We start from the raw sequence: 19694 nt of genomic DNA, 5'->3' as shown, positions 1-19694 counted from the left end.
GAAGTGTCTGGGGAGCGTCTCGATCACTGAGTCTACGTTGGTGCTAATCTAGGCCTCGCAGTTCAGGCGGCGAATGACCAGTGCGCCTGATTACATGCTCCGGACTCCGGAAAGGAGGGCTGGCAATTGTTGGATGCGCTTTCTGATGTCTTGCGTGTGATTCGGCTGTCTGGAGGGGTCTTCCTCGAGGCGGAGCTCACTGCGCCCTGGTGCATCAGCGGAAGAATCTCTGCAGACGATTGCAAACCGTTCCTGGCGGCACCTCGACATGTCATTGCGTCGCATTTTGTCGCGGCGGGGCACATGCAGTTGCGAATCGACGATGGCGCCACCCTCGACGTGCGGGCAGGCGAACTCATTCTGCTGCCTCGCAATGACGTTCATACTTTTGGCAGTGATCTGAGCATTGCGCCCATGTCGGCGCGCGAAGTTATTCAGCCGCCGGAAGTCGGCGGCATTTCACGAATCAAGTACGGCGGGGGCGGCGAGATCACACAGTTATTGTGCGGATTCCTCGGCTCTGAAACACCGTTCAGTCCGTTGCTTTCGTCGCTGCCATCCTTATTGAAGCTAGATGTCCGCACGACGGCTTCGGGGGCCTGGATTGAAAGCTCATTCCGTTTCGCTGTCAGTGAGATCGCGGCGGGGCGCGTCGGCTCGGCAACGGTCATCGCCAAGCTATCCGAACTGCTGTTCGTCGAAGCCGTCAGCCAGTATGTCGCGAACCTCCCCGCTGAACGGCGCGGGTGGCTGGCGGGTTTGCGAGATCCGCATATCGGGCGCGCATTGGCGCTGCTCCATGCTCGTCCAACCGAGGGCTGGACGGCAGAAGCCCTGGCGCTTGAAGTGGGCATGTCGCGCTCGGTATTCGCGGAGCGATTCACGGCATTGGTCGGACAGCCACCGATGCAATACCTGACGCTTTGGCGTATGCACGTGGCGGCTCAACACCTGCGCGAAGGTCGCGGGAATGTGGCGCAAATCGGCTTTGCAGTGGGCTACGAATCCGAAGCAGCGTTCAGCCGCGCATTTAAACGCCAGTTCGGCACATCACCCGGCACCTGGCGTAGACAATCCGCATGAGAAGGTCCGGTGCCGATGTGCCCGATGCAGCGGGAACTTCGGGGTAATGGCCAGGTCAACAGGGGCCCTGTATCGGCGACGCCGAGCAGCGCTGGTGGCCTGCTTTGCGGCAGTGCCGTCCTCGATCCGCCGAGTCCGCCCCTTGATGCCAACCAAGAGTTTTCTGCCGGGTCTTATCCTGGCGTTCTGCGCCGTCGTGTCGCTTTGCTCGGTTGCTGCCGAGCGAAAGGCGCCCTCGCAAAGTAACAGCGCATCAACCACGCTAATCGAAACCGCCTCTGGGCAGTATGAAAATGGCCAGTTGGACCAAGCCGCTGCCACGCTGGAACGTGCCCTGCATATCCAGCCGAACAATCCCGCGACGCTGCATTACCTTGGTGTATTGCGTCTTCAGCAGGGGCAGTACGAGCAGGCTGAAACGTTGGCGGCGCGCTCGAACATGCGGGTTGGTCGCAACGTCGAGTTACGCAACCGCAACTTCCAATTGATCCAGGCGGCGCAGCAGGCCAAGGCTTCAAGTACTTCACCCAACGCCAAAGAGGACCTGGTCGCAGTCCAGGAGGGGCTCAAAGAGGAGGTCCAAAAGCGCCGCGAGGCAGAAATGGCCGCTGCTGAACAAGCCGACGCTGGCAACTTCGCTAGCGCACAGGCGGAAAGGGTATCGGATTCACCGACGGCTGGCGGGCCAGGGCCCGAAGGAGAATTGCCAGTGGCTTTCGTCGAGCCAGAGCGGCCTGCGTACGATGAGGTTGAGATTCCCCGCGGCCATTGGCCGCCTCCGGGTAAATGCCGTATCTGGTTTCCTGATCGCCCGCCCGGGCATCAGCCCAAACCCGGCAAATGCAAGAAGCTGCGATATCGGGTTCCGTCAGGAGCCTACCTGGTGCACGGTTGAGTTTCTGAGTGTCCTTTTGGCCGGTTAAGTCGCAATGGTGTTCAGGGTTTGTGCTCCACGTTGAGGGAGGCAGGGGCGTGGCCGATTTCTGCCTGTCGCCATCGTCAGCTTTGGGTCGATCCAAGTCATACAGCCGCCAATCATCCGCCCCGTGAAAGGCTTCGTTGGAAACCTTTTCTGATAGCGCTGAAGGGCGCACGTGCTGCGGGCAAGATGAGGGCTTAGTTAACCATCACCTCGTCCAGTGCCTGTTCGAGGGTGCTGACCGTGCGCTCGATATTGTGCAGCTTTTCGAGCCCGAACAGACCGATGCGGAAGGTCTGGAAGTCGGCCGGCTCGTCGCATTGTAACGGCACTCCGGCGGCGATCTGTAGGCCGTGGTTGGCAAATTTCTTACCGCTTTTGATGTCGGCATCATCGGTGTAGCTCACCACCACACCAGGGGCCTGAAAGCCGGCTGCGGCCACGCTTTTGATGCCTTTGCCGGTCAACATTGCGCGCACCCGATCGCCCAGAGCCTGTTGTTCGTCGCGGACCTTGTCGAAACCGTAGGCTTGCGTCTCTTTCATCACTTCGTTGAATCGCGCGAGGGAATCGCTGGGCATGGTCGCATGGTAGGCATGTCCGCCCTGTTCGTAAGCCTGCATGATCTGAAGCCACTTTTTCAGGTCGCAGGCGAAACTGCTGCTATGCGTGTGTTCGATGCGCTCGAGGGCCAAAGAACTGAGCATCACCAGGGCGCAGCAAGGGGAGGCGCTCCAGCCTTTCTGCGGTGCGCTGATCAGCAAGTCGACTGCGCATTTGTGCATATCAACCCAAAGCGTGCCTGAGGCGATGCAGTCCAGCACGAACAGGCCACCTACCGCATGCACGGCGTCGCCGACGGCCCGCAGGTACTCGTCGGGCAGGATAATCCCTGATGAGGTTTCAACGTGGGGAGCGAAGACAATCTGCGGCTTCTGCGCCGCAATGGCTGCCAGCACTTCGTCCAGAGGGGGTGGGGCGTAGGCAGTCTGGCGACCCGTGTCGACCGGTCGGGCTTTCAGCACCGTGGTGGCCGCCGGGATGTTGCCCATCTCAAGGATCTGGCTCCAGCGATAACTGAACCAGCCGTTGCGAATCACAAGGCATTGCTGGTCGGTGGCAAACTGTCGCGCCACCGCTTCCATGCCGAATGTGCCGCTGCCCGGGACCACCGCAACAGCCTGGGCGTTGTAGACCTGTTTCAGAGTCCTGGAAATGTTCTTCATCACGTCTTGAAATGACTGCGACATGTGGTTGAGCGAGCGGTCGGTGTAGACCACTGAGTACTCGACCAGCCCCTCGGGATCGATACTGGGATATAGCTTTGACATGGGGTGACTCCTTTGACAGAGACTCAGTGGTATCGACCCTGCCCTAAGCCTTGGCAAATGACAAGATTGCTCGGGATTGATTTTCGACTTCTGTCGAGTGGCTGGCATCATCAGGTCGGTTACTTGACGTGCGCTCGCCATCTTGCCGCTGGCAGGCTGGCTTGGATGCGCCACCGAGCAATTGGCCGCACATCTGGGCGAGAGCGTGGGTGGGCTACTCAATGCCACATTCGGTAATGCTACCGAGCTAATCCTCGCGCTGGATCCGACAAATAACGCCGACCTCCTCATGACCATGAACGCCAAGCTAAACAAGCTGATTGACTCGGAGGTTGGAGAAGAAGTTGGGCAAATGCTGCCCGGAGGCTTGGAGGCCGGCTGGGTGGCTACCCCTGCCGTCAACGACTTATGACGTTGGGAAAGCTCGGATCAATGAAGGGTATTTAAAGCAAGTCCCAAGTTTCACAACCCGCCGCCGAAGCGATACTGCCAGACTATTCCAATGGAGTCGTATTCGCTGCCCGTGCGGGTATGTCCGCCATTACTCGCACTCAGCTTTAGTGAATGGTTTCGGTCCAATGGCAGCGTCAGAGTGCATCCGTAACGTGTGTTTTCCTGGTAGTCGTGATTACCGACTCCATCGACTGAACTACTTCCGCCAGTGAAGTAGGTCGTATCCAGCGCAACCCAAACTCCATTGTTAAAGGCATAGATTAGATGCCCCTGTACCTGGTAAATCGGGTTCTGGGAGAGTGTGTGGTTGCCGAGGAACTCATTATTGTCGGTGTAAAAGGTGCCCGCGCCGGATAACTCCAGGGTCACTGGCCCCAGGCGCTTGGAAATCCCGAGCTCGGGTTTGAATGACCAGCGATTGTTACCCAGATTTACCAGCTTGTTCTCGTCGTACTGCCCGAGGGGGGGCGTGATCGCCAGGCTGGTGCCGATAATCACATCCTGTTGATAGCCGGGGAATTCAGCCAGGGACAGCGCCGGGGCGCCATACAGGTTGACCGAGAAGCGGAATCTCGGATCGATCAACCCGGTCACATTACGCTCCTTGAGTTCACCGTTGAACAGGGCGGAGCCGGTCAATTTTGCCTCAGGCACGACAATATCGAACTTCCCGGAGCGGCCCCAGACGTCCAGGGACCTGGCAAAGGCAAACACGACCGTCTTGATGTTGAGCTTGGCGTCCTGAAGCGGGATTGAGGGGTTGGCCGTTACGTTGCCATGCAGATCGCTATAGCCCATGAGCAGGAAATTGATACCGACCGGCGTATTGGCGTAGGACCTTGGTTCGAGATCTTCTGCGCCTGCACCGCAGGTTACGATGATGAGCGAAGCGGATGCGAACCGAATCAGCCAGACGAGGTAGAGTTTGTGTTTCATCCACATTCGTTCGCTTTCTGTCAGGCCCCGGAGTTCTAAGGATTGTAGTAGCTCATCTGCATTCGTTTGGCACTCATAGTGAAAATGAGCGTCTCGCCAGCTGGATAAATCTATTCGGTTTTGCGGCGTCATAGATAAAAGCATCGTTATTGAACGCCAACACGAATGACTGCTCTGGCCGGTAGCAGTCCCAGGTCAATGTCCGCTCATGGCCGACAGCGGCCTTGGTCACAAGCGGAATACGGCCAACAGCACTCAGTGAATGAGTCAGTAAGTCAGTGGATTGTCAAAAATGGGAGATCTGAGGTTTGCATAATAGGGAGCGGGTCGAACTTCCGTTGTTCTGCAAGCCATTTTCGGCTCAGCGACACATCAAACCGAGCTCGCATCAGCATCATTAAGCTAAGAAGCTCCATGGTTACGCGACCGGAACCACACTCAGGACAATGAAACTCCGTCCAGACGCCAGAAGACGCAATACGAGCAAGCTTGTTTCCACATATCAGGCAATCCATGTACGTACTCCGGCGGAGTAATCAATCGTGATCCATACCTCCTGGCGGAGTTCTTTTTCTTCTATATGTCATTTGCTCAGTTACTCGTTAAGCTTTACAGCACTGGTTTGTCACTGCGCGCCTTGAGATTGGCTTTGAGCTGCTCGCTCATCGGCATATTCAGATTCATTCCTTTTGGAGGAATCGGTGATTCAAACCACTTGGTGTATAGCCTTGCGAATTCGCCCGACTCCATGAGACGGGTTATGGTGCCATCGACCAATTGCTTGAACTCGGGATCATCTTTGCGAAGCATGCAGCCATAGGGTTCGACTTGCAGCGCATCACCCACGACTTCGAGCGAACCGGGATTTTTGGAGTTCGCCATGAGGCCATAAAGCAGGATATCGTCCATGGCAAACGCTACGGCACGATCATTTTCAACCAGCGCCAAGGAGTCGTCATAGTCTTTACCCAAGACGACCTGTACATCTAAATTGTTGTCGGTACTGTATTGGCGGAGGACCTTCTCGTTCGTGCTGCCGACCGTGCTGGCGACAGTCTTTTTTGCGAGATCGGCGTAGTTCTTTATGCCTGAGGTCTTCTTGGTCAACAGGCGCGTGCCGGTGTAGAAATGGCTAATTGCAAAAGCCACGTCCTTGCCACGCGCAGCGTTGTTGGTGGTCGAACCGCACTCCAGATCGTATGTGCCGTTGACAAGCAACGGAATGCGGGTTTGCGAAGACACAGGAATGTAAGCCACTTCTAAGTTCGGTTTGTCGAGCTTCCTGCGCACATCATCAACGATGGCATCGGTTAAATCGACTGAGAAACCCACGGCTTCGGTAGGACTGATCAAGTAGCTGAAAGGTACCGATGCCTCCCGGTAAGACACGGTGATTTTGTTATTATCGGCAACTTTTTCGAGTGTCTGCGAGTTGGCAGGAGATGCAACGGCAGACAAGCCTGCGGCGAGGATTGTCGTTGCTACGAAATATGAGGTTTTCATCGGACACCCTTTGAGTATGAAAAAGGCAAAAACATCTCAAAAACACACTGAAAAACGTGAAGGATGAGCACCCCATTTCCGGCGTGTTTACGAAACGTTATTGCAAACACTACGCCCAGGGACGGTAGATACTTTGAGCCAGATCAGAAAACCGAGTAATGTGCGAAGTCGCACAAATTCCATCGCGACGGATCGCTGGCTCTTGCGCTTAAGACGCCACGCTACCGTTGGAGTATTTGGGGTCGCGGAAACGAGGGAAGATGTTTCGCTGACACTTAGACGCATCTAAAGCCCGGGTCTTAACGTATTGATCGATATGGGCGCCGGACTAAAAAGCCGCGTAGCGCCGGGTTAGGCTAGATCTTGAATGTCTGCCCCCCAAACAGGCTACTTCAGCTTTTGGCCGTTTTCTGTCTGTCACGACCGACCGAAATCGACCCATTTCTGCCGGTCGCCCAAGGCTGAGCTGACGCAAAAACAGAAAGCCCATCCCGCTTTCATACTCGCTCAGCGTGATGGCTAATGGCCGTTTGCGATAAGATCATGCACTTTGAATTTCAAGGATTGTGAAAAAATTGCCCAGGATAATTCGCATCGTGGCAGTTGCCATGTCATTGATGGTTACGGGATGTGCCGCTGTGGTGCCGAAAGTCGAGTCTGTTAAGACAAAAATGCCAGAAGGCGCTGCCGCGGATGCTAGTACTCAGCCCCTGCTGGACGAGTTAGCGGCCTCGGGCATGACGCTGGATGATCTGTTTGCGCAGATCTTTTACAAGGCTATTGGACCGATGAAGGCCAAGCTCCCGGAAAAGCTGAATGATGGGATGGAACTGTACGACGTTTCCGGCTCCGGGAGACAGTTCACCTATTGGGTGCGATTGGTAAAAGCGGATGCGGCTGAATTCAACACGCTTAAAACCTACCAGTATTTCAGGTCGACACTGGCCGCAATTTGTACCCAACCGCAGATTTTGCGCGTTATGAGACTTGGCGGAACCTACCGCTATAACTATGTAGGCCGAGACATGATGCCGGTTACATCAGTCGTGATGAGTGCAAGTGACTGTAAGCTGTCCTGAAGCGCATATGATTCTTGCCGAAATCGACCCATAGCAGCCCTTCGCGAAAGGGTGTTTACGGCCAGAAGCGGCCGGTCATCAAAGGCCCAAAAATGTCCCGAGGCGAGTAACTAGTCACCCCAATCGGGCCCGTCCTAGCGAGCAAGGCGAGCGGTTTCAACCATTTGCTAGTTGGAGGTAATCGCAAACAGATTTTTGCACAAATAGGCATCCTCTCTTGGAATGAAATCTTCGGGGCTTTCATTGCAGGAAAATGCTTCGAAAACGTGATTGATAATTTTTTTTGCTTGGTCCGTAGTAAGGACACGAGTGTCTATCAGGTCAAGAAGAGCATCGGCTATCTCGTTTAAACTAATGCAGTATTCTTCAGTCGCAACCCTAAGCAGTGCTCGCATTTCCCTATATTTATCATCTGAATTTACATTGTTTTTCAGGAGTTCAAGTGGCTCTTCCAGAATTGCAAAAGGATAAATCTTTTGATACCTGTCGCAGTACTCTATAAGGGTCCGCCTAACCTTCACGCCATCAATTTTTTGAGAGCTAGCCCCTAACAGGGCATTAATTTTCGTATTAGCTATCCAGCTTTTCATCGCGAAATTTACCTTGCTTAGCGCTTATTTAAGGGAAGTCGACTGGCGGCTCTTGGCCGTTTTCTGCCTGTCGTGACCGACTGAAAACGACCCCAAGCGGACCTCGAGTCCAGGACTACAGCTAGGGTTGCCATTGACCACTAATAAACTGGAGGTGGCTCATTACCGACCTTGATATGGTCGAAAACCTGATCTGGATTTTTCTGGCACCAATATCTGAACAAAAGGCGAGGTTCGATGCCTGCGAAATATTCACTTACCATACTGTCGGCGGGCACCGTCAGTTTTGGCTCTGACCATTGCTGAGCTAAAACGCCTATTGGGTTTTCAGACGTACAAATTATCCAGGTAGCCTCGCCACCCCTGATGCCTGGCAAGTAGCCCAAGGTTTGCACCTTATCTAACAACACACTTAGCGTTGCGGTGGCTTCGACGTTAATTGACGTTTCATGACTGTGCATATCGTCTCCTGCATGCACGCTATCTCGATCAATGACAACTTCCAACATGCCTACTCCTTTTTACCGCTGTGCTGTCACTGGATCGACCAGCGTAGAGACATCAGCGGCTACCTGTCCACAGTCTGCTCTTGGCCGATTTCAGCCTGTCGATTGATCCGCATGCATCCGACCAAGTCATCTACCCAATCTCGCAAAGCCAAGAAACGCCGCTGCGCGCCCCAGCGGGAGCAAGCTTCCTCGCCACAGGTGTGAAGTTCACCTGAACATCCTTAACTGACTGACATTGGGGCAAGCCCGGCTCCCACAGATCTCGCACCGGACTTGGCGGTGCGCATGACCTCCCAGTACTAAAGGAGGTGCCAATGAAAGCTAAAGGACCATTCCAGTCTGGCGTCACAGGTTTAGGCTCAATCCCATGATCAAAAGATACCGGCTGCGATGGCCCATCCACCTCTGCATCTTAAAACACTGTTCGCCTGAACACTTGATGCAGCACGTCTCCCGCTGAGCTCGTCAATGACGACAATCAGACCCGCCTCACAGCCTGCGATATGAGTAGAAGACCTCACCTGATTTCCGGGTTTCCAGAGTAAAAGAGGATTTATCATGAGCAGCACTTTCTTCATTCCATCCGTGAACATGATGGGCATTGGCAGTCTCGACGAAGCGATGCTCGCCATCCGCAAATATGGTTTTCGTAAAGCCTTGATCGTCACTGATGCAGGCCTGGCCAAAGCCGGCGTGGCCGCCAAGGTCGCCAGCCTTCTGGCCCAGCAGGACATCAACTCCACCTTGTTTGATGGCGCCAAGCCGAATCCGACGGTCAGCAATGTCGAGAAAGGTCTTGAGCTGCTGGGGCGCAGCGACTGTGATTTCATTATTTCCCTGGGCGGCGGTTCACCCCATGACTGCGCCAAGGGCATTGCCCTGTGCGCCACCAACGGCGGGCACATCAGTGATTACGAAGGCGTGGATCAATCCGCCAAGCCACAGATGCCGTTGATCGCGATCAATACCACCGCTGGCACGGCGAGTGAAATGACCCGTTTCTGCATCATTACCGACGAAGTCCGGCACGTGAAAATGGCCATCGTCGACCGTAACGTCACCCCACTGTTGTCGGTCAACGATCCTTCGCTGATGGCAGGCATGCCCAAAGGCCTGACCGCCGCCACCGGCATGGACGCGCTGACCCACGCTATCGAAGCTTACGTGTCGACTGCGGCAACGCCGATCACTGATGCCTGCGCACTCAAGGCCGTGGAATTGATCTCGGCCAACCTGCGCACTGCCGTTGCCCAGGGTGACGACATGACCGCCCGGGAAAACATGGCCTACGCGCAATTTCTTGCCGGCATGGCCTTCAACAATGCTTCGCTGGGTTATGTCCACGCCATGGCGCACCAACTGGGTGGTTTCTACGACCTGCCTCACGGCGTCTGTAATGCGATCCTGCTGCCCCATGTCGCCAGCTTCAACGCCAGCGTATGCCCGGCCCGGTTTAAAGACATCGCCAATGCAATGGGTGTCGACACCCAGCATCTGGATGCGGAAAAAGGCGCCGCCGCGGCCATCACCGCCATCCGTAAACTGTCTTCGGATGTCGGTATTCCGAGCGGCCTCGCCGAACTGGGTGCCAAGGCCGACGACATCCCGATCCTGGCAACCAATGCCATGAAGGATGCCTGCGGCTTTACCAATCCGCGTCCTGCCAATCAGGACGAGATCGAGCAGATTTTCCATACCGCGATGTAACCGATATGAAGTGGCGCCAGCCCGATCAAAAGCCCCGCCTTCGGTTCAATGCTGTTCACTTAAGAGAGTCTGGAATCGGAGAAACCTGTGGCGAGCGAGCTTGCTCGCGCTTGAGTGCGTAGCACTCACAAAAATCGGCAATGATTGTCAGATTTTTGGGGCCGCTACGCAGCCCAGCGCGAGCAAGCTCGCTCGCCACAGAGGTACGCACGATCCAAGAGCGCGCTTAAGTGAACAGCATTACGCCTTCGGTTGAACTTAACCCGGCCAGCTTTCGCGTCAGAAAATACCTCGCACCCATCCATTGGTTGAGCGTCCCTAAGGGATGCTCAACCATCCGTTTGCGGCCCCGCATCTCGTTCTTTCTGATTCGTGGGCTTCTTTCACTCAGCCAATTCTTCCGGTGAAATCACCCATACGCTGCACGGCATTTTGTACAGCAGGTGTTCCACCGTACTGCCGACCAATCGACCAATGCCCCGATGGCCGACCCGGCCCATGACGATGACGTCGATGTCATAGGCATCCGCGTAACTGGAGAGAACCTTGGCCGGATTGCCCATGATCATGTGCTGGTTCTCCGGAGGAATACCATTGCGCTCGGCCAGCTCGCGGAAGGCATCGCTTTGTGCATCGAACAGCGTCTTGGCGGTACCTGAGGAAAAGAATGCAGAGGCGTTGTCGAAGCCGAATTCGTCGGTGCTGATGGAAGACAGGTCATGGGCATAGATCACATCCAGCGTCGCGTTACAGGCGCTCGCCAGTTTTGCGGCCTCGCGCAGAATCCGGTCGTTGAAACCTTCGTATTGGTTATCGCGATGGAAAGGGTCAACTGCGGCGACAATCTTGCGTGGCAGGGGGTGCCGCACGTGACTGACAAAATGCAAAGGCACGGGGCATTCGCGCAGTAAATGGATATCGAGGGGCGTGAACATCAGGCGTGATAGCAGCGATTCGTATTCGAGTGCCTTGATCAGTGCGGTCATCGGCTGTTCTTTGAGGTGAATGAGGATTTCCTGCAAGGGTCTTTCCACCCAGATCACTTCAGTGGTGACGTGCACTCCGATTTTGCGTAAGGGACGGGCCTGCTCTTCCAGCCATTGGCGATGGCGCTCGACATACCCGAGTCGCATCTGCTCCAGCGCTTGTTCGTTGACCATGCCGGCCGTTGCCAGCCCTTCCAGGTAGTCGAACGCCACAATATGCAGTGCCGCACCCGAAGCCTTGGCCAACGCTGCGGCCCGGTCGAACGCGGGGCTGTTTTCCATCAAGGGCGAGACGACCAGCATCAAACGTAATTGCTCAGACATGACAAATCTCCCGTGGGTAATCCAGAAACGCTTGCGCTCAATGGCAACGGTGCGTTTGGGCAGTGAAACCTTAGGCTCATCCTGCCGCTGGCCGGGGAGGCAGGATTGATTTTTGTCAAACAGGCGGGGAACGGAAAAAACCGTCCGACATGCGGTTAGTTCCTGATAAAGATCAAGTCGTCCCAGACAGGAACGCTCAATCTGGATGCCTGTTCACTTCATCCAGATGGCCGCGTGCCGAGGTGCCCCATGTCGCAGATTCAGCGTTTACTGTTAATAGCCCCCTCAGCCATGACTCGCACGCCCGCGTTCGACCGGGCCGCCGCGTTGGCGCTCGCCATGCAACTGCCGTTGCATATTGTGGCGTTCGATTATTTGCAGGCCCTGGCGGTGGCTGGCCTGTTCGCCCCTGAACAAATCAGCCTGGCCCGGGACGGGTATTTGCAAACCCATCGGCAATGGCTCGCGGAGCAAGCCGGCCTGATGAACAAACACGGGGTCGAGGTCACCAGTGAGGTGGTGTGGGTACAACATCCTTATGAGGAAATCCTGCACTTCGTCAACGAGATGCCGCTGGCGCTGATCGTCAAGGATGCCCAGGAAGAATCGGCATTGAAACGGGTGTTTTTTACGCCGCTGGACTGGCAGTTGCTGCGCGATTGTCCGGTGCCGGTGCATCTGGTGACCAATGCCCTCAACCCACGCCCCCGCAACGTGCTGGCCATCGTCGATGTGTTGCGCAGCGAAGACCAGGACCATGTGTTCAACGACCAGATTATCGACGCTGCGACCAAGCTGGCTGAACAGTGCGATGCCCGGCTGGAACTGCTGCATGCCTTTGACTGGACGGCCGTGTATGCGCAGGACATGGGATTCGGTGCGCTGCCGCTGGCCGTCGGGGTTTATGAAGCGTTGGGCGTGGCTCAGGCCGAGGCATTTGCGGCCCTGGCAGAGCGTCACGGCGTGCCACCGGAATGTCGGCACTTCATTGAGGGCGCACCAGTGTCGAGTATTTGTGATTTCGCCACCGACCACCGCACCGATGTCATCGTAATGGGAACGGTGCAGCACAAGGGGTTGAACAAGCTACTGGGGACCACCGCCGAACAACTCCTGCATCGGGCGCCATGCAGTGTGCTGGCGATAAAACCGGGCAAGATGCTGCAATCCTGAGCGCTTGAATCGCCCCGCAATGAACCGTTGGCCGGAACATCGCGGGGCGATTTTTTTACAGGTAAAGACGATGAATGACCTGACGGCTGTCATCAGGATCATTATGCCTCTCGAAACCCAAGGCCTTGGCCAGGTCGCGCATCTGCGCGTTGCTGGAGGCGTCCACCGAATACATCTGACGAAAACCGTTCTTGCGGGCGGACTTGATCAGATGCTCCATCAGTAACGTGCCAAGCCCCAGGTGCTTCCATTCATCGGCGACCGTTACGGCGCATTCACATTCATGCTCGGCTGTGGCGGCGTAGCGGCTGACGCCGATCTCGATCAACTGGCCGTTTTCGTGGACCAGCGCGATGTAGGCCATGCGCTGTTTGTTGTCGGTGTCCATCAACTGATTGAGCATGGCGGCGCCGGGCTCGTTGATTTGCGCAAGAAAACGCATGTGCCGGGACTCGGGTGACAGCCGTTTGATAAAAGCGTATTCACGCTCGCGGTCTTTTTCCGCCAGCGGCCGGATCAGCACGTGACGACCATCCTTGAGCGCTTCAATCCAGTATTGTCCGGTCACCGCGGCGTAGGCGGCAGCGGCCCGATCATTGTGGTCTTTGACAGTGAGCATGGGGTGGTCCTCCATCCGGTTTGAAAGATTGGCGCGCGGTGACAAATTCCGCGGTTCGTTCCTTTCTACGCTGCCGCCGGCGTCAGAATCTGATCTGGATCAGAGAGACGTAACGTGGCATTCATTTACGCGTGTTTGATGTAAATCAACCTGGGGGAGGGGGCAACGAGCGCATCTTGGAACCTCCGGCGCTTAATGACCGGTGTCGAGCTGAGGTGTGTGATGGGTCAATATCAACGTTTGTTGCTGATCGCCGACCAAACCCTGCATCAGTCCCCAGCCATGCTGCGTGCCGTCGCGCTGGCCAAGGCGAGTGGCGCCGTGCTGGAGGTGCGTGCTTTTGTCGAACCCGCGCCGATCGTGCATGTGTGGGAAGAGAAAATCGACGACGCAGGGTATGAGCGCTATCTGCGCCGCTATCGCCGCTGGGAGGCCGAAGAGCTCGAGCGACTCAGTGGCCTGGGGCTGGAGGTGACGGTCAAAGTCGTGTTCACGACCCATCCGCTGCTGGATATATTGAACGCGGTCGAAGACCTCAAGCCCGACCTGCTGATCAAGGATGTCACCCTGGAGCCAGCGCTCAAGCGGGTGTTCATCACTCCGCTCGATTGCCACTTGCTGCGCGAATGCCCGATCCCCGTGCACCTGGTCAATCAGGCCCGTTACGGTTTGCCGCACCGGGTCGTCGCCGCGGTGGACCCGTTCGACCCCTCAACCCAGATCAGTGGCCTGAACGACACGATCATTCAGACCGCCAACGCACTGGCCTTGCAATGCGACGCGCCGCTGCACCTGCTTTACGCCTATGACTTGTCGCCAGCCTTCAATGGCGATGCGCCGCTGGTCGGCGGTGGCTGGAGCGTGGACTACGTTGAGGAGCTGCGTGAATCCCTGCATCTGGCCTTCGTCACCCTGGCCGATCGTTACGGCGTTCCACCGGAGCGTCGGCATTTCGTCATGGGCCTGCCGGTGCCGGTGATCAGTGAGTTTGTCGAGCAATACCTGGCCGATGTGGTGGTGATGGGCACGGTGCACCGGGTGGGGATCGACCGCTTGATCGGCAGCAATACCGAACGGGCGCTGTATTCGGTGCCGGGCAGTATTCTGGCGGTCAGGTCGCGCATCAGGGAGTGAGCACGATCGCGCCATTGAACCGACCTGCCCTCAAGTACGCCAGTGCCTGATTGGCGTCGTCCAGAGCAAAACGGGTGATGTCGCAGTGCACGGGAGTGCGCTGCAACTCTTCAAAAAACCTCGTGCCGTCTTCGCGGGTCAGGTTGGCCACCGAACGGACGCTGCGCTCGCCCCACAGCAGGCGGTAAGGAAAAGCGGGGATATCGCTCATATGAATACCGGCGCAAATCACACAGCCGCCCTTGACTGTGACGGCCAGCGCCGCCGGCACCAGCGCGCCTACGGGGGCGAAAATCAGGCTGGCATCGAGCAGGTGTGGCGGAGGCTGATCCGAAGGGCCGGCCCATTCGGCGCCCAGTGAGCGGGCATAGGCCTGGCCTTCGTTGTCATCCGGTCGGGTGAAGGCATACACCTGCTGCCCCCGGCCCCGCGCCACCTGAATGGCCAAATGTGCCGCTGCCCCGAAACCATAAAGGCCCAGGTGGCGTGCGTCTTTGGCCATTTGCAGGGCCCGAAAGCCGATCAGCCCGGCACACAGCAGCGGTGCCGCTTGAATGTCCGAGAGCACCTCGGGAATAGGGAAACAGAAACGCCTGTCGGCAACGGTGTATTCGGCGTAACCACCGTCCAGATGACAACCGGTGAACTGCGCTTGATCACACAGATTCTCCCGGCCCGAGCGGCAGAACACGCACTGGCCGCAGGTCCAGCCAAGCCAGGGAACGCCCACCCGCTGGCCGATCCAGCCGGGTGTAACTTCGGCGCCCACTGCGGTGACTTCACCGATGATTTCATGTCCCGGCACCCGCGGCAGTACCGCTTGTGGTAACTCACCGTCCACCAGGTGCAGGTCGGTGCGGCACACGCCGCAAGCCAGGACTTTGATTAGCAGTTGGTATGGGCCGGGTGTCGGGATGGGGCGCTCTTCCCGTTGCAACGGCTGGCCGGGAATATGCAGAACCATGGCACGCATGAGGATTCTCCAGACGTGCGGGTGTCAGCGTGGGGCGCGATGACAGCCCGCGACCAGCTGCTTGAGCCCTTCCATGTTCTGGATTTTGACGTCTCGGCCCGATATTTCTACCAGTCCCTGATCCCGCAGGTGCGCAATACCACGGCAGATGGTTTCCAGTCGCAGCCCCAGGTAGGAGCCGATTTCTTCACGACGCATTTTCAGCACGAATTCCTTGGAGGAATAGCCACGGATACTGAAACGTTGCGACAGGTTCAGCAGAAAAGCCGCCAGCCGCTCATCCGAGTTCATATTGCCCATGAGCATCAACATGCTGTGATCACGCACGATTTCACGGCTCAGGAGCCTGTTAAGGTTGTGTTGCAGCGACGGCAGGCTTTGCGCGAGTTTCTCCAGTTGCGCAAAGTGGATGGGGCAGACTTCGCTGTCCTCAAGGGCAAACGCATTGCAGGCATGCTCATCGGCGCTGATGGCGTCCAGACCGAGCATCTCGCCGGGTATGTGAAAACCCGTGACCTGTTCACGACCATCCACCGAGAGCACACTGGTTTTGAACGAGCCGATACGCACGGCGTACAGCGAGCGCAATGGATCACCTGTGCGGTACAACGCGGCCCCCTTTTTAACCTTGAAGCGCTGCACGATCAGCGTATCCAGTCGCTCGACTTCCGCGCCGCTCAAGCCAATCGGCAGGCACAACTCCAACACGCTGCAGTTGGAGCACGCGGCCTTGAGGTAATGAACTTGAAGTGGGCGAGTTTCAGGCATGAGAGGGGACGCCATCTAGGGATGTTCTAAGCATAGATGGGGGGCTTTGGGGCGCGCACCTCATTCGGGCGTTTGCCGGGGTAATCGACGAACGGGGAAAACCCGCATCCTGTGGGTCGATGTTCATAGCGTCCCACGCCATTCAACTTGATCGCCGGCGGTGAGACTTGATGTAAATCAAGTCTTGAGCGTTTCAGACTCCCAGAATCCACGAATGACTATCGGTAGGTCGGACCGTTGGGGAGAACTTCATGAGCGATTTTCTGAGTGATGAGCAACTGGAAGGGCTGGATGCCTATTGGCGGGCCTCCAATTATCTGGCCGTCGGGCAGATTTACCTCAAGGACAACCCGCTGCTGAAGCAACCGCTAACCCTGGCGCACATCAAACCGCGGTTGCTGGGTCATTGGGGCACGACGCCGGGGCTTAACCTGATCTACACGCACCTCAATCGACTGATCAACCAGTACGACTTGAACATGCTCTTCGTCGCCGGCCCCGGTCATGGTGGGCCAGCGGTTGTCGCGCAGACCTACCTGGAAGGCACCTATACCGAATTTTGTCCATCGGTGGAGTGCAATACCAACGGTCTGGTTCGCCTGTTTCGGCAGTTTTCCTGGCCTTACGGGATCTCCAGCCATGTGTCGGCGCAGATTCCGGGCTCGATCCATGAAGGCGGCGAACTGGGCTATTGCCTGGCCCATGCCTACGGGGCCGCGTTTGATAATCCTGACCTGATCGTCGCCTGTGTGATCGGTGACGGTGAGGCCGAAACGGGGACGCTGGCCGCCAGTTGGCATTCCAACAAATTCCTCAACCCGGCGCGTGACGGGGCGGTATTGCCGATCCTGCACCTCAACGGCTACAAAATCGCCAACCCCACGGTGCTGTCCAGAATCAGTGAGGATGAACTGTCAGCGCTGATGTATGGCTATGGTTACGATCCGTATTTTGTTGAAGGCGATGATCCGGCGCAGGTGCACCAGGCCCTGGCCCGGACTCTGGATACGATGGTGCTGAAAATCCGCGAGATTCAGCGCGAAGCGCGCCAGTCTCGGCAGTCCGGAGCGCCAGAACGGCCGCTTTGGCCAATGCTGATATTGCGCACGCCCAAAGGCTGGACCGGCCCGAAATTCGTCGATGGTCATCGCGTCGAAGGCACCTGGCGCGCGCATCAAGTGCCGCTGGCCGATTTCCAGCAGCCGATTCATCTGCGGCAATTGGAGGAATGGCTCAAAAGCTATCGTCCCGACGAACTGTTTGATGCCAATGGCGCCTTGCTGCCAGAGATCGCCGCGTTGGCCCCCACCGGGCACCGGCGCATGAGCGCCAATCCCCATGCTAACGGAGGGTTGTTATTGCAGCCGCTGGGCCTGCCGCGATTCACCGACTATGCGGTGAAACTCGAGGTGCCTGGCAGCCTGCGCGCCGAGGCCACACGGGTGTTGGGTACGTTTTTGCGCGACGTGATGAAAAACAGTCTGGGTGCCAGCAACTTTCGTCTGTTCGGCCCGGATGAAACCGCTTCAAACCGACTGGATGCAGTCTATGAGGTCAGTGCCAAGGCATGGATGGAACCGCTGGAGCCCGATGATCTCAACCTGGCAGCCGATGGCCGAGTGATGGAAATCCTCAGTGAACAGGTGTGCGAGGGTTGGCTCGAAGGCTATTTGCTGACAGGCCGCCATGGTTTGCTGTCCTGTTACGAGGCGTTCATTCATATCGTCGATTCGATGGTCAATCAGCATGCCAAATGGCTGAAAACCGCTGCCGAGGTGCCGTGGCGAAAACCCGTTGCTTCGCTCAATTATTTGCTGACGTCCCATGTCTGGCGCCAGGACCATAACGGTTTCTCCCACCAGGACCCGGGGTTCATCGATCTGGTGGCGAATAAAAAGTCGGACGTGGTGCGGATCTACCTGCCGCCCGATGCCAATTGCCTGCTATCGGTCGCCGATCACTGCTTGCGCAGCCGCAACTACATCAATGTCATCGTCGCCGGCAAGCAACCGGAATGGCAGTGGCTGGATATCGATGCCGCCATCGGTCATTGCCAGACGGGCATCGGTCGATGGGACTGGGCGTGCCAGGATGATCAAGACCCGGACGTGGTCATGGCCTGCGCCGGTGACGTCCCGACCCTGGAAACCCTGGCCGCCGTGACCCTGTTGCGTGAGTACGTGCCGGATCTGCGGGTGAGGGTGGTCAATGTCATGGACTTGATGGTGCTGCAGCCCTCTTACCAGCATCCCCATGGCTTACCGGACAGTGCGTTCGATGAATTGTTTACCGTCGACAAACCGGTGATCTTCGCCTTCCATGGCTACCCTGCGCTGATCCACCGACTGTTGTACAAACGCAACAATCACGAGAATTTCCACGTCCGTGGCTTCAAGGAGGAGGGCGCGACCACAACACCGTTCGACATGGCGGTGATCAACAACCTGGATCGCTATCAATTGGCGCTGGACGTCATCGAGCGCGTGCCCCGGTTGCACGATCAATTGCAAACCGCTAGGGCGCGCTATTGGTCGACCATGGAGAAACACAAGCTTTACCTCATTGAGCACGGGCAGGACATGCCCGAAGTACTGAACTGGCAATGGACGCCAGTGGCGGGTCGCTGAGGTCCGACAGGGCCGCGCGGCGCCGAATACCCACCTGACTGGAGACAGATCATGAGCCAGTATCAGCGGTTGTTACTGATTATCAACCCGGCCCTGCGCCATTCCCAGGCAATCAACCATGCTGCCGCTCTGGCCAAGGCCAGCGGCGCGAGTTTGCACATTGCTGCCTGGATTCCTTCGTTGAAAATGTTGTCGCTGCTCGAACAGGGCGAACGGGAAAAGGCTCGGGAGCGTTACCTGCAGGACCATCGCGATTGGCTGAGCGCTCAGACAACTAATCTACGTGGCAGGGGGCTGGACGTGACCGCAGAGGTGGATTGGGCTGATGACCTGCGGCAGGACATTCTTGATCACGTCTTGGAAATGCAACCCGATCTGTTGATCAAGGAAGTTCAGCATGAATCAGCGCTCAAGCGCGCCTTTTTCACGCCTCTGGATTGGCATTTGTTGCGCCACTGTCCGGTACCGGTTTATCTGGTGAGCGGAAGCGGCTTCGTGTTGCCGCGTAAAATTGTGGCGGCGGTCGAAGTGTCGGACACCGAAGCGCCAGACAACGAGTTGAACGAGCGGATTATCCAGCAAGCTACCGCTTTGGCCATGCAATGTAATGCCGAGTTGCATTTGCTGTACGCCTGCGACATTTCCGCCGCCTTTCTGGCGGACATGGGAGGGCTGACGCTGGCTGACCTCACCAAAGCGCTGCGCCGAGACCTGGAGAAGTCTTTCCTCAAGTTGGCCGGCCGGTATGGTGTGGCCTCTGATCATCGACATTTCATTTTAGGAAACCCCGTCACGGCGCTGAGCGAGTTCGCCCACGATCATCAAGTGGATGTGATTGTGATGGGCAAAGTCCAGTCCCATGGAGTGGACAAGCTTCTGGGCAGCACAACCGAGCATATTTTGTATCAGGTGCCTTGCAGCGTCCTGGCGGTCTGAGTCTGAAGAGACTCAGGCCGTTTATGCCAGACCGCCAGGCGGAT

18 protein-coding genes are annotated in these 19694 nt (G+C 56.9%); 9 read left to right on the top strand and 9 right to left on the bottom strand.

Annotated features, from left to right (window positions below; genetic code table 11):
- The first annotated feature begins 126 nt into the window (after window positions 1-126).
- A complete protein-coding gene (locus KGB03_RS17330; RefSeq protein WP_192410568.1) occupies window positions 127-1083 on the top strand; it encodes an AraC family transcriptional regulator in 957 nt (318 codons plus the stop codon).
- A gap of 145 nt (window positions 1084-1228) precedes the next feature.
- A complete protein-coding gene (locus KGB03_RS17325) occupies window positions 1229-1978 on the top strand; it encodes a tetratricopeptide repeat protein (RefSeq protein WP_218536264.1) in 750 nt (249 codons plus the stop codon).
- A gap of 221 nt (window positions 1979-2199) precedes the next feature.
- On the opposite strand, the gene KGB03_RS17320 is transcribed toward KGB03_RS17325, so the two are convergent.
- Window positions 2200-3333, bottom strand: a complete 1134-nt coding sequence (locus KGB03_RS17320; protein WP_223527818.1) for an aminotransferase class V-fold PLP-dependent enzyme — start codon at window positions 3331-3333, stop codon at window positions 2200-2202.
- A 142-nt stretch (window positions 3334-3475) separates the two neighbouring features.
- Between KGB03_RS17320 and KGB03_RS17315 the strand changes: the two genes are divergently transcribed.
- A complete protein-coding gene (locus tag KGB03_RS17315; RefSeq protein ID WP_223527815.1) occupies window positions 3476-3745 on the top strand; it encodes a hypothetical protein in 270 nt (89 codons plus the stop codon).
- A 50-nt stretch (window positions 3746-3795) separates the two neighbouring features.
- On the opposite strand, the gene KGB03_RS17310 is transcribed toward KGB03_RS17315, so the two are convergent.
- Both KGB03_RS17310 and KGB03_RS17305 read right to left on the bottom strand, forming a co-directional pair.
- Window positions 3796-4722, bottom strand: coding sequence for a transporter (locus KGB03_RS17310; RefSeq protein ID WP_223527812.1), 927 nt, complete (start codon window positions 4720-4722; stop codon window positions 3796-3798).
- A 609-nt stretch (window positions 4723-5331) separates the two neighbouring features.
- Window positions 5332-6225, bottom strand: a complete 894-nt coding sequence (locus KGB03_RS17305) for a transporter substrate-binding domain-containing protein (protein ID WP_223527810.1) — start codon at window positions 6223-6225, stop codon at window positions 5332-5334.
- 596 nt (window positions 6226-6821) lie between these two features.
- Here KGB03_RS17305 and KGB03_RS17300 point away from each other — a divergent pair.
- Entirely contained in the window at window positions 6822-7304 is a 483-nt protein-coding gene (locus KGB03_RS17300) for a hypothetical protein (protein WP_223527809.1), read from the top strand.
- A 167-nt stretch (window positions 7305-7471) separates the two neighbouring features.
- Here KGB03_RS17300 and KGB03_RS17295 read toward each other — a convergent pair whose 3' ends face one another.
- A complete protein-coding gene (locus tag KGB03_RS17295; protein WP_192410574.1) occupies window positions 7472-7894 on the bottom strand; it encodes a hypothetical protein in 423 nt (140 codons plus the stop codon).
- Between the two features lie 140 nt (window positions 7895-8034).
- Entirely contained in the window at window positions 8035-8403 is a 369-nt protein-coding gene (locus KGB03_RS17290) for a hypothetical protein (RefSeq protein WP_223527808.1), read from the bottom strand.
- Window positions 8404-8961: 558 nt separating this feature from the next.
- Here KGB03_RS17290 and yiaY point away from each other — a divergent pair.
- The gene (yiaY, locus tag KGB03_RS17285; RefSeq protein ID WP_046046748.1) at window positions 8962-10110 is read left to right on the top strand and encodes an L-threonine dehydrogenase; all 1149 of its coding nucleotides are present in this window, start codon (window positions 8962-8964) and stop codon (window positions 10108-10110) included.
- Window positions 10111-10493: 383 nt separating this feature from the next.
- Here the strand turns inward: yiaY and KGB03_RS17280 are convergent, their stop codons facing one another.
- A complete protein-coding gene (locus tag KGB03_RS17280; RefSeq protein ID WP_111448922.1) occupies window positions 10494-11420 on the bottom strand; it encodes a universal stress protein in 927 nt (308 codons plus the stop codon).
- A 249-nt stretch (window positions 11421-11669) separates the two neighbouring features.
- On the opposite strand from KGB03_RS17280, the gene KGB03_RS17275 reads away from it, so the two are divergent.
- Window positions 11670-12593, top strand: a complete 924-nt coding sequence (locus KGB03_RS17275; protein WP_192410577.1) for a universal stress protein — start codon at window positions 11670-11672, stop codon at window positions 12591-12593.
- Window positions 12594-12648: 55 nt separating this feature from the next.
- On the opposite strand, the gene KGB03_RS17270 is transcribed toward KGB03_RS17275, so the two are convergent.
- Complete coding sequence (locus KGB03_RS17270) at window positions 12649-13212, bottom strand: GNAT family N-acetyltransferase (protein ID WP_218535950.1); 564 nt, start codon at window positions 13210-13212, stop codon at window positions 12649-12651.
- 222 nt (window positions 13213-13434) lie between these two features.
- Here KGB03_RS17270 and KGB03_RS17265 point away from each other — a divergent pair, with 222 nt between their 5' ends.
- The gene (locus KGB03_RS17265; RefSeq protein ID WP_223527807.1) at window positions 13435-14346 is read left to right on the top strand and encodes a universal stress protein; all 912 of its coding nucleotides are present in this window, start codon (window positions 13435-13437) and stop codon (window positions 14344-14346) included.
- Here the strand turns inward: KGB03_RS17265 and KGB03_RS17260 are convergent.
- Both KGB03_RS17260 and fnr read right to left on the bottom strand, forming a co-directional pair.
- A complete protein-coding gene (locus KGB03_RS17260; RefSeq protein ID WP_223527806.1) occupies window positions 14336-15319 on the bottom strand; it encodes a zinc-dependent alcohol dehydrogenase family protein in 984 nt (327 codons plus the stop codon). The two genes, KGB03_RS17265 and KGB03_RS17260, sit on opposite strands and share 11 nt — an antisense overlap.
- 24 nt (window positions 15320-15343) lie before the next feature.
- Window positions 15344-16087: a fumarate/nitrate reduction transcriptional regulator Fnr gene (gene fnr / locus KGB03_RS17255; protein ID WP_223527803.1), complete on the bottom strand. Its 744-nt coding sequence runs from the start codon at window positions 16085-16087 to the stop codon at window positions 15344-15346.
- Window positions 16088-16338: 251 nt separating this feature from the next.
- On the opposite strand from fnr, the gene KGB03_RS17250 reads away from it, so the two are divergent.
- Window positions 16339-18714, top strand: a complete 2376-nt coding sequence (locus tag KGB03_RS17250; RefSeq protein ID WP_223527800.1) for a phosphoketolase — start codon at window positions 16339-16341, stop codon at window positions 18712-18714.
- Between the two features lie 51 nt (window positions 18715-18765).
- Entirely contained in the window at window positions 18766-19650 is an 885-nt protein-coding gene (locus KGB03_RS17245; protein ID WP_218535957.1) for a universal stress protein, read from the top strand.
- Window positions 19651-19694: the final 44 nt, after the last annotated feature.

The sequence above is a fragment of the Pseudomonas sp. BF-B-26 genome (assembly GCF_019956495.1).
Classification (GTDB): domain Bacteria; phylum Pseudomonadota; class Gammaproteobacteria; order Pseudomonadales; family Pseudomonadaceae; genus Aquipseudomonas.
Note: the sequence above shows the minus strand (reverse complement) of the source record. Positions and strands in the feature narration are given on the sequence as shown.

What these genes read in the sequence shown, in the direction of transcription:
- KGB03_RS17325 (WP_218536264.1), top strand. Translation starts at nt 1,229, where the DNA reads ATGCCAACCAAGAGTTTTCTGCCGGGTCTTATCCTGGCGTTCTGCGCC.
- KGB03_RS17320 (WP_223527818.1), bottom strand. Translation starts at nt 3,333, where the DNA reads ATGTCAAAGCTATATCCCAGTATCGATCCCGAGGGGCTGGTCGAGTAC.
- KGB03_RS17310 (WP_223527812.1), bottom strand. Translation starts at nt 4,722, where the DNA reads ATGAAACACAAACTCTACCTCGTCTGGCTGATTCGGTTCGCATCCGCT.
- KGB03_RS17305 (WP_223527810.1), bottom strand. Translation starts at nt 6,225, where the DNA reads ATGAAAACCTCATATTTCGTAGCAACGACAATCCTCGCCGCAGGCTTG.
- KGB03_RS17295 (WP_192410574.1), bottom strand. Translation starts at nt 7,894, where the DNA reads ATGAAAAGCTGGATAGCTAATACGAAAATTAATGCCCTGTTAGGGGCT.
- KGB03_RS17290 (WP_223527808.1), bottom strand. Translation starts at nt 8,403, where the DNA reads ATGTTGGAAGTTGTCATTGATCGAGATAGCGTGCATGCAGGAGACGAT.
- yiaY (WP_046046748.1), top strand. Translation starts at nt 8,962, where the DNA reads ATGAGCAGCACTTTCTTCATTCCATCCGTGAACATGATGGGCATTGGC.
- KGB03_RS17280 (WP_111448922.1), bottom strand. Translation starts at nt 11,420, where the DNA reads ATGTCTGAGCAATTACGTTTGATGCTGGTCGTCTCGCCCTTGATGGAA.
- KGB03_RS17275 (WP_192410577.1), top strand. Translation starts at nt 11,670, where the DNA reads ATGTCGCAGATTCAGCGTTTACTGTTAATAGCCCCCTCAGCCATGACT.
- KGB03_RS17270 (WP_218535950.1), bottom strand. Translation starts at nt 13,212, where the DNA reads ATGCTCACTGTCAAAGACCACAATGATCGGGCCGCTGCCGCCTACGCC.
- KGB03_RS17265 (WP_223527807.1), top strand. Translation starts at nt 13,435, where the DNA reads ATGGGTCAATATCAACGTTTGTTGCTGATCGCCGACCAAACCCTGCAT.
- KGB03_RS17260 (WP_223527806.1), bottom strand. Translation starts at nt 15,319, where the DNA reads ATGCGTGCCATGGTTCTGCATATTCCCGGCCAGCCGTTGCAACGGGAA.
- fnr (WP_223527803.1), bottom strand. Translation starts at nt 16,087, where the DNA reads ATGCCTGAAACTCGCCCACTTCAAGTTCATTACCTCAAGGCCGCGTGC.
- KGB03_RS17250 (WP_223527800.1), top strand. Translation starts at nt 16,339, where the DNA reads ATGAGCGATTTTCTGAGTGATGAGCAACTGGAAGGGCTGGATGCCTAT.
- KGB03_RS17245 (WP_218535957.1), top strand. Translation starts at nt 18,766, where the DNA reads ATGAGCCAGTATCAGCGGTTGTTACTGATTATCAACCCGGCCCTGCGC.